Source organism: Mucilaginibacter terrenus, from assembly GCF_003432065.1.
Classification (GTDB): domain Bacteria; phylum Bacteroidota; class Bacteroidia; order Sphingobacteriales; family Sphingobacteriaceae; genus Mucilaginibacter; species Mucilaginibacter terrenus.
This window is the reverse complement of the sequence record NZ_QWDE01000001.1, coordinates 1,171,407-1,187,266: the sequence shown is the minus strand read 5'-3', so window position 1 is coordinate 1,187,266 and position 15,860 is coordinate 1,171,407. Positions and strand designations below refer to the sequence as shown.

Sequence of the window (15,860 nt, the reverse complement as noted above, 5' to 3'; positions counted from 1 at the left end):
AATTTAATAATGATCGCAGACACCTTTATACGACGCCCAGTAACCGCCATTGTAATATCACTGGTGATAGTTATCGTGGGCATCCTTTCTATCCTGAGCCTGCCGATAGGGCAGTACCCGGAAATTACACCACCTACAGTACAGGTTACCGGTAACTACACCGGTGCCGACGCGTTAACAGTAGAGCAAACCGTTGCTACACCTGTAGAGGTGCAGGTGAATGGTACCCCCGGCATGACCTACCTGCAAAGTAACAGCACCAGCAACGGTGCCATGAGCATGACGGTTAACTTTGAAGTAGGTACTGACATTAATATAGCAGCGCTTGACGTACAAAACCGTGTGGGTATTGCACAGCCAACGCTGCCGCAGGAAGTACAGCGACTTGGTTTGATCGTGCGTAAACGTAATCCAAGCATCCTGATGCTGGTTGCCATGTTTTCGCCTAAGGGCACACACGATGTAACTTTTGTAGATAACTATACCAACGTATTTATTAAAGACGCTTTGCTGCGTACTAAAGGCGTGGGTGACGTGTTTACCCGTGCAGACGACTTTAGTATGCGTATCTGGCTGAAGCCCGATAAACTGGCGGCACTCAACATGACTGCTGCTGATGTTACGCAATCATTGCAAGAGCAAAACGCCCAGGTTGCCGCTGGTACCGTTGGTGCTACACCACAAATGAAGGGGCAAACGTTTGAGTATACCGTTCTTGTAAAAGGCCGTTTAACCAGCAAAGCCGAGTTTGAGAACATAGTCGTAAAAACCCGCCCTGAAAACGGCGCGGTAGTCCACCTGAAAGATGTGGCGCGTGTGGAACTTGGTAAATTTAATTACTCCGGTAACTCATTTGTTGACGGTAAACGTGCCTCGTACCTGCTTATATACCAGGCGCCAGGTAGTAACGCTATCGAAACAGCAAACAATGTTGTGGCTACTATGAAGCAACTAAAAGCTACATTCCCTGCGGATGTGGACTTCGTAGTACCTTTCGAGTCGGTAACAGTGGTAAAGGTTTCATTGGAAGAAGTAATTGAAACCTTAGTTATCGCGCTGGCGCTGGTAATTGTGGTGGTATTCCTGTTCTTGCAGAACTGGCGTACAACACTTATACCTGTACTGGCTATTCCGGTATCGATAGTTGGTACGTTCATCTTTTTTATTCCGCTACACTTTACTATTAATACGCTAACGTTGTTTGGCTTCGTACTCGCAATAGGTATTGTGGTGGATGACGCCATCGTGGTGGTGGAAGCAGTTCAGCACTACATGGATGAAAAGGGGATGGATCCGCGTGAAGCTACAGAACACGCCATGCGAGATATATCCGCTCCAGTTATTGCTATTGCGCTCATCCTCGCGGCAGTGTTTGTGCCGGTTGGTTTTGTGCCGGGTATAGTAGGAAGGTTATATCAGCAGTTCGCAATTACCATTGCTATCTCTGTATTGATATCTGCTTTTGTCGCTTTATCACTTACCCCAGCGTTGTGTATTTTGCTGCTTCGTCCACATAAAATAGATGAGAATTCTACCGGTATCAACAAGTTATTTTACAAGTTCAACTTATGGTTTGATAGGGTTACCGGTCGTTACCGTAATGCTGTTGATAAAGGTATTAAGCACTCGAAGTTTGTTATCGTTATATTGATATGCGTGGTGGTAGGTACAGTGTTATTGTTTAAAGGTAAACCATCCGGCTTTATCCCGTTGGAGGATGAGGGCCGTGTTTATGTAACTTACGACTTGCCTGAAGGTTCATCTACCGAACGTACTGTAGCTGTATTACACGAAATGATGGACACGCTGAAGACAGTAGGAGCTATAAACCACTTTGCAGCCTTAGGCGGTTTGAACGCGGTTAACTTTGCAACAAAGTCTAACAGTGCTACCATATTTGTGCAGCTGAAGCCATGGGAAGAGCGTAAAGATGAAAAAGATCAGCTGAATGGGGTGATTGCAACTATCCAGAAGAAGCTGCTGAAATTTAAAGAGGCCAGCGTTGTAGTTATCTCTCCTCCGGCGATACCTGGTTTAGGTAACACAGGTGGTTTCTCGTTCATCCTGCAGGAAAAAGAAGCAGGCGGCGATATCAAGAATTTCGAGAAGGTGCTTAACACGTTCGTAGGTGCCGTGAACCAACGACCGGAGATAGCCAAGGCTTTCTCTTTCTTTGGTGCGCATACACCTGCTTATCAACTCACTATCGACAGGGAGAAAGCTAAAAAGCTGGGGGTAGCAATATCAGACATCAACAATGCCCTGCAAACGTATATGGGTAGTGCTTACGTAAACGACTTCACTATTTACGGCCGTAACTTCCGCGTGCTTACACAGGCGGATACAAATTATCGTACCAGTATACAAAACATAGGGCAGTATTTTGTGCGTAACTCGCAGGGAAGCATGGTGCCGCTAAGTACGCTTACCTCTTACAAGGTTATTGAGAATGCACCTTTGATATCGCACTACAACTTGTTCCGTTCTGCGGAGATAAACGGTGCAACAAAACCTGGGTATAGCTCGGGTGACGCTATTAAGGCGTTACAGGAAGTTGCAGCGCAAACGCTGCCTCAGGGCTACGGGTACGAGTTCTCCGGTTTGAGCCGTGAGGAGATCCTGTCAGGATCTAAAACAATATACATATTTGCTTTATCTATCGGGTTTGTATTCCTGTTCCTGGCTGCGTTGTATGAAAGCTGGTCGGTTCCGTTCTCGGTACTGCTTGCCGTGCCGCTTGGTGCCTTTGGTGCCATATTATTTTTATCATTTAGTAGTACGCTTACTAACAACGTTTATGCGCAAATCGGTCTGATTACGCTTATAGGTTTGGCAGCTAAGAACGCCATCCTAATTGTGGAATTTGCCAAGGAGCGCGTGGATAGGGGTATGGAACTTGAAAAGGCTACACTGGAGGCGGTACGGCTTCGTTTGCGGCCAATTATCATGACGTCGCTGGCGTTTATACTTGGTGTGTTACCGTTGCTGTTTGCATCAGGTGCTGGTGCCGAAGCACGTAAAACAATCGGCTTCACGGTATTTGGCGGTATGCTCACGGCTACATCGCTGGCAATATTCATCGTGCCGGTATTGTTTTACCTTATCACTAAGGTGGCTTACGGCAAAGAAAAGCTGGCGGAGTTGGAAAAAAACTATGACCCCGACGCTGAAGAAAATCATTAAGAATTGACATAACGAGAAGCCCCGCCAAGGGGCTTTTTTTATGGTATAAACGGTTGTAAACTGTTAAATAACGTTAATTAATGTTAAGCGGCACGGCAAAGCCACCACTTTGTCAAGGTTTCATTAAACGTTTTTATAGTATTAAGCATACACTTTTGTATGCTAACGGGAACGGATTTCACAATTTCTTAAAATTGTGATACAGCTTATCTGCCAACTATCGTGCACAGTCATGAGCGTGCATAAATTTATTGATTATCAGTGCATCTATGTTCAAAAATAGCGTTGCTAATTATTAAAATGGCAATTTTATTTTAAAAAAGTTGTAAGTATTAACGTATTGATTGGCATACACTGGCAAAGTATTTGATTATGCCGGGTTATCACAATTAAATTGTTTACTACTAAAAACACGACAATGAAAAAAATGACAACTTTAGTAGCCGCAGCTTTTACAGCCGCAGCTTTATTTATCGGAACTACTACAGCTAGTGCACAATCAACTCCAAGAGGAAAATGGCGCTTTGGTATTGGTGTAGAAGGTTTATTGCCAACTGGTAACTTGAAAGATATTTCGAGCTTCGGCCTTGGTGTTTCTCCACGCCTGCAGTATGGCCTAGCTGACAACCTTGCTTTAACCATCACATCTGGCTACAATGGCTATTTTGGTAAAGAGATAGGCAATACCGGTGTTGACTACAAATCTTACGGTTTAGTACCAGCTAAAGTAGGTATCAAAGCCTTCATTTCTCAAAATGTTTATTTGAGCGGTGAACTGGGTGCAGCTTTTGAAACTTCTGGTTTTGGAGAAGTTAAAGGCGGTCCGGACTATGACACAAACACCAAGTTTCTTGCTTCACCTGGTATAGGCTGGGCAAACCAAAGCTGGGATGTTGGTGTGCGTTATGAGAACTACACTGGCCAGAGCAACAACTTCGGTACAGTAGGTCTTCGTATTGCTTACGGTTTCGGTTTGTAAAACATACAACACAAAAGCCACAACAAAACAGAAGCCTCCTGCGAATTGCAGGGGGCTTTATTGTTTTATAATCTCGTCGGTATGCTTACGGATGGCTTTGATAACCTCTGCTGTAAAAAGGTGCGCGCCGTTTTCATTGAGGTGTTTAGGCTCCGAGAAGTTACCGGCCGTTAGGAGCGTGCCTTTGTTAGTCATATCAAGAAAAGGTATGTCCTGCTCGTGTGCTATTTGTTCAGCTAAAACATCGTAGTTTGGTCGCTGCAGGTACTTGCCATAATAGGGAGATTCAATCATAATCAGTTTTATATTCTCTTTTTTGCAAAAAGCTATAGCGGCTTTGTAAAACCTCACGCAATTACTATCAATGGGCATAGTAGCTCCATTGTAGGATGATACAGTTAGCGGTTCTGTCCAGGTATGTTTAAGCGGTACAAAACCCTTTACCGACGCTTCCTTTTTATCGCTTTTATATGCATTTACAACCTTGTTAAGGTTATACATCAGGGTTGAGTTATAAGGATAAACCCGCGACAGCATTTTGTACTTTTCTGAAGGCTTTGCGAAATCTATAACTTTCCTGATTTCTTCATGTGTGTTGTAAAAAGGGTCCAATGATGCCACATCCTGATAAGTAAGTTCGTTTTTGACAAGGCCTTCCCAGTAATCCCAGATAATTATTTTAGGGTGATACCGGTGTACAATAGTTTGCAGCGTTGCATACTGATGCAAAAAACGAGTACCCCACATGCCGGCATTATAACAACTTATATGCAGGCTGTCTTGTATTTGTTGTGCTACGTAACTATGGGTAGCTCTTGACGATCCTACAATCACAAGATCAGCTCTGGTAGAGTCCAGGGCATAAGTAAGATCATGGTATTTGCCTTCTTTCGGCTTAAAATAAAGGTAGCGCAGGCCCCAACCAACTGTTCTGTCCAGCAGAAACAAAAGTGCTAAGCACAGCAGTACTTTATAAATATTTTGATATTTTCCAGTCAGCTTCAAAGTTAAAATTGAAAATAAATAAATTGGCTTCCATCAAAAACTCCTAACGCCACTATTGATACGGCTAAAAAAGAATAAGATAGGCATCTCACCACAAAGTGGTCGCTTTTTATAAACCACTTATGCTGTGGGTAATATTCCTGCACTAATTCGCTTAAAAATAGTACCGCTGCTCCTAAAAATACATAAAGCATGTTCTCCTGAATAAATAGGTGTCCCCAAGCTGTAACTATTTTATTTACCGCATAAAGTGCACTGTGCATGTCGTTCGCGCGAAAGAATATCCAGGAGAAGGAAATCAGTATTATGGTTGTAATTATTTGAATAAGGGTGTAGAAGGCATTAATCTTGGTAATACCTGCAGCTTTATGCAACTTTTCTTTTGGCGCTTTAACAATAGCTCCAACAATAAGGTAGAAGCCATTAATGCCACCCCATACAACATAGGTCCAGCTGGCGCCATGCCACAATCCGCTGATCAGAAATACGATCATCAGATTAAAATATAGCCTTGGTACTGACACCCGGTTACCTCCCAGGGATATATAAACATAGTCCGTAAACCAGGTAGATAGAGATATATGCCATCTTCGCCAAAATTCAGATACCGTCCGGGCGAAATAAGGCCGTTTGAAATTCTCCATTAAACGGAAGCCCATGATCTCTGCAGTGCCAATAGCGATATCAGCGTAACCAGAAAAGTCGCAATAAATTTGGATGGCAAAGAACAAAGTGGCAACCACAAAGTCTACACCTGAATGGTGCGTAGGGTTGTCGTAAACAGCGCCAACGTACGTTGCGGCCCTATCCGCCACAACCAGTTTTTTGAAGAAACCCCACAGCATCCGCTTTGCGCCGCCACTTGCATTATCCCAGTTAAAATCATGTCGCTCATAAAACTGGTGCAGCATATTTTGAGGGCGTTCTATTGGCCCGGCTACCAATTGCGGGTAGAACATTACATACAGCGCATAGATGCCGAAATTACGTTCAGGAGGCTGATTACGGCGATACACCTCAATGGTGTAGCTCATGGCCTGGAACGTGTGGAACGATAAACCGATGGGCAGTAATATTTTTAGTAATGGCAGTGAATATTGCCAGCCAAAGCTCTGCAGCAGGCTGGTGAAGTTCTCACTAATAAAGTTAAAGTATTTGAATACTGCCAGGATACCCACATTGGCAACAATGCTTATGGTAAGCAGCATTTTTCGCCGCGTGCCTTCAGCATCGGCAATGTAAATGCCCGCAAAGTAGTCTATAAAGATAGTAAAACCCAGTATCAGGATGTATACCGGTACAAAAGCCATGTAGAACACACAACTTGCAGCTAACAATAAAAACCAGCGGAAGCGGTGAGGTAATAAAAAGTAGAGCGGCGTTACAATCAGGAAAAAGATAACAAACTCTACCGAATTAAAAACCATATAAAAGGATAAAGAGAGGCAATGGCTAAATAGCAGCCACTAATATAATTAATAATTACTCAGGATAGGAATTTACAGCATGTTGAGTAAATTGAAAAAAAGAATGACCGGTCGGGAACCCGACCGGTCTTTATGCTCATTCTTGAATTCTGTAAATCCTGATTCAGATAATATTACACCAGCTTGGCCAGTGCTTCTTTTATCCTGCGCACGGCTTCAACAAGTTTATCTTCTGCAGCTGCGTAAGATATACGGATTGATTTTTTGTCGCCAAAAGAGTCGCCGCCTACTGTAGCTACATGCGCTTCTTCCAGCAGGAAGATAGAAAGCTCATCGGCATCGTTTATGGTTTTGCCATTGTAGCTTTTACCAAAAAACGAAGTTACGTTAGGGAAGAAGTAGAACGCGCCATCAGGCAGGTTCACGGTAAGTCCCGGTATTTCTGTTAGTAACTTGTAAACAAGGTCGCGGCGTTTTTGGAACTGCTCGCGCATGGCGTGCACACTTTCCAGGCCGCCGGTGTACGCTGCTACACCCGCTTTTTGTGTAATAGAGCAGGTACCTGAAGTGATTTGTCCCTGCATTTTGTCACAGGCAGCTGCAATAGCGCTGTTGCTGGCTGTGTAACCTATTCTCCAGCCGGTCATGGCAAACGCTTTAGACCATCCGTTGATGATAACTACACGGTCCTTAATGCTTTCAAACTGGGCTATCGATTCGTGGCCGCCGATAAAGTTAATGTGCTCGTATATCTCGTCACTCAAAATATAAACGTGCGGGTATTTCTCAAACACTTTTGCTAGCGACGCCAGTTCGTCTTTGCTGTAAACGCTGCCGGTAGGGTTACAAGGAGAAGAGAACATGAACAACTTGGTTTTTGGCGTAATAGCAGCCTCCAATTGTTCGGCAGTTATTTTAAAGTTGCTCTCTACAGTAGTGTCAATAAAAACGCTTACACCTTCGGCAAGTTTTACAACTTCCGAGTACGATACCCAGTACGGGGTAGGGATGATCACCTCTTCGCCGGGGTTTACCAGGCATAGCACCGCGTTAGCAATAGCCTGCTTGGCGCCGGTAGATACAACAATTTGCGTGTCAGTATAATCCAGGTTATTCTCATCCTTTAACTTGGCTACTACAGCCTTACGCAGGTCAGGGTAACCGGCTACGGGTGTGTAGTAAGTAAAGTTTTTGTCCATAGCTGTTTTAGCAGCTTCTTTAATGTGCTCCGGTGTATGAAAATCCGGTTCGCCAAAGCTTAGGCTGATCACATCAACGCCTTTGGCCGCCAGTTCGCGACCCATTTTGGCCATCTTAATGGTTTGAGATTCCGACAGGTTGTTTATCCTGTTACTTAATGCGCTCATTGTTATGTGTTTTGTTGCGCGGCAAATATAGAAAATTAGTCGGGGCGAAGGCAAGCAAACAGCAAATGCAGTGTTCTGGAGCCGTTTATTTTGCACGGCTGCCACTACTCAACTTATCATAGTGTATCCGAAATACAATATAATTACCAGCACGCGATGTTCAAATAGCGAAGAGTAAATAAACAATGAGGGCCACTGTTTTGCAGTGGCCCGTTATTTTAAAGTGCAGTAGTTATAGCATGTAAGCTGCCGACATCAGATTTCGGGCGCTTCTTTTCTGCATGATCCTGGTGATATGGGAAGTTATGTACCTCTTCGGCAATTTCCCCACCTTTTCTCTTAAGGTAGTACCATGCAGCTGCACCTGCAGCGGCAGTGCCTAATGCTATTGCAGCAACCCAAAGGCCGCCATTACTTTTGTGTTCAAACGGGTTTTTCAGATTATCAAGTAGGTTTTTCATAGTAGTATTTTCTTTAAACAACACCTTATTAACTATTTGGTTGCAATTATTTTAAATTGGACGTATTGCCCGCCATCCGCCACGAGAAAGCTTGTATCAGCAATTTAATAACTAACAATTACCAGTACTAGCTGTTGCAGATAAGATTGATTAAAAACACAATTATGAGTATTACAATTGAACAAGCCGAAAGAATTTCCGAAGCAGCAAAAGCCAAAGCAGCAGCTATAGGCGTTGCCATGAATATTGCTATTGTTGACGAAGGTGCCAACCTGAAATCTTTTCACCGGATGGATGACGCGTGGCTGGGTTCTGTAGATATTTCTATAAAGAAAGCTAAGACAGCCCGTTATTTTGATATGGCGACCGGCGAAATTGGTAAGCTATCGCAGCCGGGTGGGCCGTTATACAATATTGAACATTCTAACGGCGGCTTGATCTCCTTTCCGGGCGGCGTGCTGTTAAAACAGGATGGAAAAATTGTTGGCGCAATAGGCGTGTCAGGCGGATCTGTAGACCAGGACCATGAAGTAGCCACAGCAGGGGCCGAAGCTTTTACAAACGGTTAACGGGTACTATGTAAAGAAATTAAAAGCCGGTTAGCCGGCTTTTAATTTGAATGATTATTTTATTGCCGCCTTATTAAAGAGGTTATAGGTGTCCCACCTCAATATCTTTAAATATGCTCTAATTGGTATAACCTGTTGTTTCATAAATGTTTATGAGGTTAAATTAAAGCTTTTGTACTGTCCCGCACTGTCCCGCTTGTGTTAGTTAAGCCGCTGTAAGTTAGACGTTTAGTGCAAAGAGGTGTCCCGGGTGTCCCGCTTGCAAAGCGGGACACTTGTAACTGAATAGAGATTTGCTAACTTTGTTAGCATGAAGCGATCCGGTAGTGCCGATCTTCCTTTACACCACGGGCATGTACCACCCTGGCTTGCCGAAAGGATGGCCAAGCTTGGTCTCGCTGTTGTGGAGAATATAGTGCTCGATTACGGTAAAGATGAAGTTCTTCGCAGATTAAGCGATCCTTTCTGGTTCCAGAGCCTTGGTGCCGTTATGGGTATGGACTGGCATTCGTCGGGCATCACCACATCTGTTATGGGGGCATTAAAAAAAGCTGTAAACCCCCATAGTAAACAACTAGGTATCTACATATGCGGCGGGAAAGGCAAGCATAGCCGCGCTACGCCGCAGGAACTTATAATGATAAGCCAGCGTACAGGGCTAAATGGTGACTACCTTGTAAAGTGCAGTAAGCTAAGCGCCAAGGTAGACAATACCGCGATACAGGACGGTTTCCAGCTATATATGCACAATTTTATCCTGAGCGACACCGGCAAGTGGGCCGTGGTACAGCAAGGCATGAGCGATGCCAGCAGCACCGCCCGGCGTTACCATTGGCACTCCGAACAACTTACTTCCTTTGTGGAGGAGCCGCAAACTGGTATATACGGCAAGAACAATGGCTTTATACTAAACATGGTAGCTAAAGAGGCTGACACCAGCAGGACCGGTGTCATGCAAATAGCACATGAACATCCGGAGAGAATGCTGAGGGAAATTAAACTGATAATGCCTACTCATCATGACGTCAGAGAGAAAGATGTAGACCTTAAGCGACTCGGCGCTGTGCTTTGGCTGGCGCATGAAAAACAACCAAAGGATTTTGAAGAGCTATTGCAATTAGAAGGACTTGGCCCGCGTACGCTGCAGTCTCTGGCTTTAGTTAGCGAAGTTATACACGGTACACCATCACGCTTTAAGGACCCTGCGAGGTTCTCGTTCGCCCATGGTGGTAAAGATGGGCACCCGTTCCCCGTACCTACAAAGGTTTACGATGAGACGATCAGTACACTTCAAACCGCGATAGAGAAAGCGAAGCTTGGCAATAGTGAAAAGAGTGACGCTATACGCCGCCTTACTAATATTGCACAAGCAGCTGAAAAAGAATTTACGCCTAATGCCAATTTCGACAAGGTTATAGAACAAGAACGCCGTAACTCCTGGAAGTACGGCGGTCAAACTGTGTTCGGGAAAGCAAAGCCGCCGGCAGGGCAGCAGCTTAAACTATTTTAGTTTTGCACAAATAGCATTTGCTTCTTTTAAATGCTCGCGCAATTTTGGCAACGTTTTATCGGCAAGGTCATTTATCTTCTTGTCGGTATTATCTGTAACGGTCTCAAACAAACCAATAGCTTTTTCATGATCATGAACCATTACCTGCATGTATTCTTTATCAAAGTCCGCACCTGTTTTGGTAGTAAGGCTGGTTAAGATACGGTTGTGTTCAGTATCAATCCCATCGGGAATATTAACTTTTCTTTTGCTGGCCAAATCGGTAAGCTCTTTGCCGTTTTGCGTATGATCGTTAATCATCATCTGGGCAAACTGCTTTATTTCAACATTTTGGGAGTTCTTTAATGCCAGTTCTGAAAGTTTAACTTCGGCGTTTCCACTTTGTATGCCCTTCTGTAAAAACGGCAGTGCCTGGTCATCAACTTGTGTTTTCTCGTTGTAGTTTTTGGCTTTGCGCTGGTCGTTACATGCGTAAACGCTAAATATTAAGCAAGACAGAAGTGCTATGCGGGTTAGTAGTTTCATTGTAAAATTGTTAAGCGTGTGGTTAATTTCTTAACAATAAATGGGGCATCATGTTTACATAGCCTTCACTTATTTTACTTGGAACTTATACCAGGCTTAAGTTCTACGTTGTGCCTTCTCCCAAACAGAGCTTTGTTTTTTTGTAAAATAGCGAATGATGCCTGCCATAACAGCATAGTTCATCACGCAGAAATAATAGGGTACAAACAAAGCCTTAACGCGTGTTTGTCTTTTTTCCATTATATAGCCAAGAAGCGCCAGCAAATAGAAAAAAACCTGTCCGGCAAACAATGCCTCGTAGATCCAGCCTTTTTCTGCAAAGGCAAGCGCCAGATTGGTTATGAATGCAAGGATCATGAAAAAAGGAGTAACTGTCCATCTTAAAACACGATGGCTAACATATTGAAAAGAAAGCAACGGATATTTAAAAGAGAATAGGAGAGGCTTTAACCGCAATATCGACTGCACGCCACCTGCCGCAATCCTTATTTTACGCTTGAGTTCTTCCGAGACGTTTTCCGAAGAGGTTTCCAGAGCGTAAGCGTCGGGTTCATAAACTATCCGGTAACCTTTCGCTGCTATCAGCATCGAAATCATAAAGTCGTCCAGTACGGTGTCCGCCGGTACGTCCTCATATAAATCCCTCCGTACGCTGAACAGTTCTCCGGCTGCGCCCACTACCGAGTATAATTCTGAGTCCCACTTTTTCAACGCCGATTCATACTTCCAGTAAAAACCTTCACCGGCAGCGCTTGCATCTGCACTGGCATCAATATGTACACGCTTTTCCCCGGCAACAGCTCCCACAGTAGCATCAGAATAGTGCCTGCAAATGCGAATGATCGCCTCCGGGTTTAAAAATGTATTAGCATCAGTAAATACAACAGCTTCGGTGTCTACAAACTCCATTGCGCGGTGCACTGCCGCTATCTTGCCAGACCGTTCAGGTTTATGCAGCAACTGAATTTGCGGGTAAGTAGCAATTATCTCGGCGGTACGGTCGGTAGAGCCGTCGGTCACAAATATAAATTTGAGCTTACCAGCAGGATAGCGAAGCAGCAGGCTATTTGCTATTTTCTCTGCTATAAAGTGTTCTTCGTTATATGCCGCAACCACAAGCGTGCAACGGGGGAGAAGCTCGTCTGCTACATCAAGTACCACTTTTCGGCCTTTAACGGCACGCTTTATCTTGATAATAATAAATAGCAGAAAGCCATAGCCAACAAAGGTGTAAAAGGCAATAAAAAGGCTGAACCAGAATGCGAACTTCATGAAACTTTATTTACGGTAAAGCCTAGTTCTTCGCTATGCTTGTTATGGGTAACGTTCCACCAAATTGCACGAAACAGTATGCTGATAAAATTATATTTTTTCTCTTTTACGTAGCTGATAATGTTACGTGGTACTACGGTAAGCATGAAATAGATGTAAAATACAAAAGCTTTCAACGGCGGCGCATTATGGCGAATGAAAAGAATGCGGTTGCGATTCATAAAATATTCCTTGAACGGACTTTTCTTACCAACCGTCATTGATTCTTTATGATATATAACAGCGTCCCCGCGCACCCAGGCCTGGTAGCCCGCCCTGTTGATACGTTCGCCCCAATCCACCTCTTCATAGTAGATAAAGAAATTGTCTGCCATTAAGCCAGCCTTATCGCATGTTTCCCGTTTAACCATCATGGCACCGCCGTGGCAGTAGCCTGTTTGGCCTAAGAAGCTATCGTACTGGCCAACATCCTTCTGGTTTTTACCAATAGCCTGGTTACGGCAGGTGTAATAATCAATTAAGGTAAAACCCATGTATTGAATTATGCTCCTGTCAAAGTCATACACCAGTTTTGGTGATATAATACCCACTTGCGGGTTTGCGTCTAGTACCTCAACAAGTTTTTGCACCAGCCCTGGTGTAAACTCGGTATCGTTGTTCACCAGGAAATAGTAATCGCCTGTGGCTTTTGCAATACCAATATTATTCCCTCCGGAGAAACCTAAGTTAAGTTCTGAACGTATAAAGGTCACATCAGGGTACTTTGGCAGCCATTTAGGGAGTGGATTTACAGTGCTTCCATTATCAACAACAATAATCTCTATGTTTTCATAGGTGTTTGTTGCGGCAATAGAGTCTAACAGTTCCTCGGTTATGGTATCCTGGTTAAAATTAATGGTGACTACAGAAACTTTTTTCATGTAATAATATTGATTACTGTTCTACGCTAAAATATAACAAAAGTTGGGGATTTTATCAGCAAATACAACATTGAAGAGTAAACAGGTTAATGACGAGGCAGCCTTACTTGAACTTAAGGCAGATGAATTGGTTAGTTTACTGCAGAAAGGCGTAGTAGATGTAGCGCGTGTGAAAGCCATACAGCAAAGGGTTATCATTGCATTGGATGAAGCATCGTTACCGAAAAAAATTGAAGCTTTTAAAGAAATAGACACCAACGCAGACCGGTTGGATATGCTGAACAGTTTTGAGCAACTACTTTCTCAGCATCAGCTGGATACCGCTGTGTCAAAAAAATACATCACCCGCGAACGGGTAAAAAAAGCTCTGGTTGTGGTTATAGGTATTATCATGATAACGCTTGGCATGGCCATGATAATTATGCCGGCTCCGCCATACTTTGAAATGTTTACCATATTCTATTTCAACGATAATGACGGCGTTACAATAATGGATATAATATCGTTGCTTATCGTTTTTACGGGCGTATATTTGTTCTTAAGCGCTGTGTTAAAAAAGCAGACGGCGTAACTGAACCTTAATGGCGCAATCCAAAAAAATTTTATTGGTTGACGATAACCCGCTTGTGCTGGAAATGATGGGCAGAGCTTTGTTTAAGGAAGGTTTTGAATGTATGAAGGCCAACTCTGCAAGCGACGCGCTGATATTGCTAAAGAATGAAAAGCCCGACATCATTCTGTCCGACTATCACATGCCGGACATAAATGGATTCGAGTTTCGGCAAACGCTTTTGTCCTCTCCGGATCTAAGCGACATTCCATTTATGTTTTTAACCAGCGAGGTAGATAATGAGGTAATGCTGGAGGGCATAAACCTGGATGCAGTAGATTATATTTTGAAAGATACGCCTGTAAAGGTGATTGTTACCAAAATAGATAACTTTCTTGCCTCAGTTCGTGAAGAACACGAGCGTACACTTCAGGAACTTAGCAGGCAGGCAATTGCACTGGGTTTGCGGTCCGTACCACGGCAAGCACCTAATATCACCGGTATAGAAGTTGATATCTGGCATAAGTCTTTCCAAAATTATCCTGGTGGAGATTTCATTGATTTCATCACCGTTGATGAACAATACACGTTTGCGGTTTTGGGGGATGTGATGGGAAAGAAGTGGGGTGCGTGGTACTTCTCATTCGGATTCTTAAGCTACATACGTGCTGCTGTACGTATCTGCATCGCCGAAGGAAACTTTTCTACCAGGAGCATAATGCAAAAGATCAACTCCGTTGTTTATCATGATCCTGTTGTAAACGATGTGCTTTCGAGCTTGTCAATGCTATTGATAGATGCTGTGAATGGCCTGGTAAGATATTCGGGAGCAGGAGACCTGCCTATGCTTTGTTACAATAAGCAGAACGATGCGGTTACAAGGGTGCAGTCGGCCGGATTATTGCTGGGTTTAATGCCTGATGGCGATTACGATGAAATTGAAGTAAAGTTAAACACCGGCGATCAGTTGTTTGTACTAACAGACGGGTTGATAGACAGTGAGACGGCGGAAGGAAAAAAGACAGACTACTATTCGTTTGAAATAGCTGTGCAACCCTTTTGGAGCAGTACGTTTGCAGAATTTAAAAATAGCACATTCCTGAAGGACAAGGCAAACAACCAGGTTGATGATTGCAGCCTCATATACTTAAAAAAAATTAGCTGATGATAGTACAAACAGAAGTTCAAGAGTCCGCCACAGTCGCAACCATTTTAGTGAAGGAAGCCAACCTGATGGTTTCCGATCAGTTTAAACAGGAGGTTACGCTATTGCTTGATGGCGGCCAAAAGTATCTGGTAGTTAGTTTTGAAAATGTGATATATGTAGACAGCTCCTTTCTGGGTGCTTTGGTTGCTGCTTTAAAGCACGCTATAGCCCATAAGGCAGATGTAGTTTTGGCCAATCTTAACAAAGATGTCCTGGGGTTATTTCAGCTGATAAGGCTTGATAAAGCTTTTAAGATTTACCCATCCGTTAACGACGCACTGGCGGCACAAGCTAAATAACCATCAATTTGGCTTTACATCATTATACCTTTAATAACAAGGCAGAAGAACTGTACCCGCTGGTAAGCACAGTGGAGCAGCTTTTGCAGTCGGTGGCTCATGCAAGCAGCGCCGCGGGTTTCCGTGCGAAAGCAGCACTTACCGAACTGCTCACAAACGCTATTAAGCACGCCGGAGATGCAGAGACTACCATCGAAGTTATAGTTGATGATCAGGCTATCCTCATAAAAAAACTCGACAGCGGAGAACCCCTGGTATTAACCAGTGATGGGCTCAAGTACGTATGGCCCTTGCCCGGTGTCCATCATCAGGAAAAAACCATTACTATATACGGCGATGACGAACTGGTGCTTAAAGCACGGTTCATCAATAACACTGAAGTAACTTTTTATACCGAAGAGCTGCTAAACTTACACCCTGATGCCGGTCACCTGCCGGAACACTTCGGATTGATGATAATTGCGCGGGCATGCTCACATTTTAGCTACCGATTTGACATTGACACCTGTACCAATATCTTCACGGTAATCATACCTACGGAATAGATTGAAGTAACAGCATATAGGCCCCGGCTAATTCCAATCTG

The 15,860-nt window shown here is 43.7% G+C and carries 15 protein-coding genes; 8 read left to right on the top strand and 7 right to left on the bottom strand.

Going from position 1 to position 15,860, the window contains the following annotated elements; genetic code table 11:
• Nucleotides 1–9: 9 nt before the first annotated feature.
• Nucleotides 10–3,183 carry an efflux RND transporter permease subunit gene (locus DYU05_RS05235; RefSeq protein ID WP_117381910.1) on the top strand — a complete coding sequence of 1,058 codons (3,174 nt, stop codon included), beginning with the start codon at nucleotides 10–12 and terminating at the stop codon, nucleotides 3,181–3,183.
• 418 nt (nucleotides 3,184–3,601) lie between these two features.
• Nucleotides 3,602–4,162 (top strand): hypothetical protein, encoded by a 561-nt coding sequence (locus DYU05_RS05230; protein ID WP_117381909.1) that lies wholly within the window; start codon nucleotides 3,602–3,604, stop codon nucleotides 4,160–4,162.
• A gap of 57 nt (nucleotides 4,163–4,219) precedes the next feature.
• Here DYU05_RS05230 and DYU05_RS05225 read toward each other — a convergent pair whose 3' ends face one another.
• From DYU05_RS05225 to DYU05_RS05210, 4 genes are all read right to left on the bottom strand, one after another.
• Nucleotides 4,220–5,167: an SGNH/GDSL hydrolase family protein gene (locus tag DYU05_RS05225; RefSeq protein WP_117381908.1), complete on the bottom strand. Its 948-nt coding sequence runs from the start codon at nucleotides 5,165–5,167 to the stop codon at nucleotides 4,220–4,222.
• A 2-nt stretch (nucleotides 5,168–5,169) separates the two neighbouring features.
• On the bottom strand, nucleotides 5,170–6,594 hold the full coding sequence (locus tag DYU05_RS05220; RefSeq protein WP_117381907.1) for an MBOAT family O-acyltransferase: 1,425 nt from the start codon (nucleotides 6,592–6,594) through the stop codon (nucleotides 5,170–5,172).
• 173 nt (nucleotides 6,595–6,767) lie between these two features.
• Nucleotides 6,768–7,961, bottom strand: coding sequence for a pyridoxal phosphate-dependent aminotransferase (locus DYU05_RS05215; RefSeq protein ID WP_205771791.1), 1,194 nt, complete (start codon nucleotides 7,959–7,961; stop codon nucleotides 6,768–6,770).
• A gap of 218 nt (nucleotides 7,962–8,179) precedes the next feature.
• Nucleotides 8,180–8,422 carry a hypothetical protein gene (locus tag DYU05_RS05210; RefSeq protein ID WP_117381906.1) on the bottom strand — a complete coding sequence of 81 codons (243 nt, stop codon included), beginning with the start codon at nucleotides 8,420–8,422 and terminating at the stop codon, nucleotides 8,180–8,182.
• A gap of 164 nt (nucleotides 8,423–8,586) precedes the next feature.
• Between DYU05_RS05210 and DYU05_RS05205 the strand changes: the two genes are divergently transcribed.
• Nucleotides 8,587–8,991: a GlcG/HbpS family heme-binding protein gene (locus tag DYU05_RS05205; RefSeq protein WP_117381905.1), complete on the top strand. Its 405-nt coding sequence runs from the start codon at nucleotides 8,587–8,589 to the stop codon at nucleotides 8,989–8,991.
• A gap of 310 nt (nucleotides 8,992–9,301) precedes the next feature.
• Nucleotides 9,302–10,501 (top strand): DUF763 domain-containing protein, encoded by a 1,200-nt coding sequence (locus tag DYU05_RS05200; RefSeq protein ID WP_117381904.1) that lies wholly within the window; start codon nucleotides 9,302–9,304, stop codon nucleotides 10,499–10,501.
• Here the strand turns inward: DYU05_RS05200 and DYU05_RS05195 are convergent.
• The 3 genes from DYU05_RS05195 to DYU05_RS05185 all read right to left on the bottom strand — a co-directional run bounded on the left by DYU05_RS05195 (nucleotide 10,493) and on the right by DYU05_RS05185 (nucleotide 13,218).
• Nucleotides 10,493–11,026 (bottom strand): DUF4142 domain-containing protein, encoded by a 534-nt coding sequence (locus DYU05_RS05195; protein ID WP_117381903.1) that lies wholly within the window; start codon nucleotides 11,024–11,026, stop codon nucleotides 10,493–10,495. The two genes, DYU05_RS05200 and DYU05_RS05195, sit on opposite strands and share 9 nt — an antisense overlap.
• Nucleotides 11,027–11,122: 96 nt before the next feature.
• Nucleotides 11,123–12,298 carry a glycosyltransferase family 2 protein gene (locus tag DYU05_RS05190; RefSeq protein ID WP_117381902.1) on the bottom strand — a complete coding sequence of 392 codons (1,176 nt, stop codon included), beginning with the start codon at nucleotides 12,296–12,298 and terminating at the stop codon, nucleotides 11,123–11,125.
• On the bottom strand, nucleotides 12,295–13,218 hold the full coding sequence (locus DYU05_RS05185) for a glycosyltransferase family 2 protein (RefSeq protein WP_117381901.1): 924 nt from the start codon (nucleotides 13,216–13,218) through the stop codon (nucleotides 12,295–12,297). Before DYU05_RS05185 ends, DYU05_RS05190 begins: the two co-directional genes overlap by 4 nt.
• 70 nt (nucleotides 13,219–13,288) lie before the next feature.
• On the opposite strand from DYU05_RS05185, the gene DYU05_RS05180 reads away from it, so the two are divergent.
• The 4 genes from DYU05_RS05180 to DYU05_RS05165 are packed head-to-tail and all read left to right on the top strand — an operon-like array spanning nucleotide 13,289 to nucleotide 15,819.
• Nucleotides 13,289–13,789: a hypothetical protein gene (locus DYU05_RS05180; protein WP_117381900.1), complete on the top strand. Its 501-nt coding sequence runs from the start codon at nucleotides 13,289–13,291 to the stop codon at nucleotides 13,787–13,789.
• A 10-nt stretch (nucleotides 13,790–13,799) separates the two neighbouring features.
• Entirely contained in the window at nucleotides 13,800–14,933 is a 1,134-nt protein-coding gene (locus DYU05_RS05175; RefSeq protein ID WP_117381899.1) for a fused response regulator/phosphatase, read from the top strand.
• Entirely contained in the window at nucleotides 14,933–15,274 is a 342-nt protein-coding gene (locus DYU05_RS05170) for an STAS domain-containing protein (RefSeq protein WP_117381898.1), read from the top strand. Before DYU05_RS05175 ends, DYU05_RS05170 begins: the two co-directional genes overlap by 1 nt.
• Nucleotides 15,275–15,282: 8 nt before the next feature.
• Nucleotides 15,283–15,819, top strand: coding sequence for an ATP-binding protein (locus tag DYU05_RS05165; protein ID WP_117381897.1), 537 nt, complete (start codon nucleotides 15,283–15,285; stop codon nucleotides 15,817–15,819).
• Nucleotides 15,820–15,860: the final 41 nt, after the last annotated feature.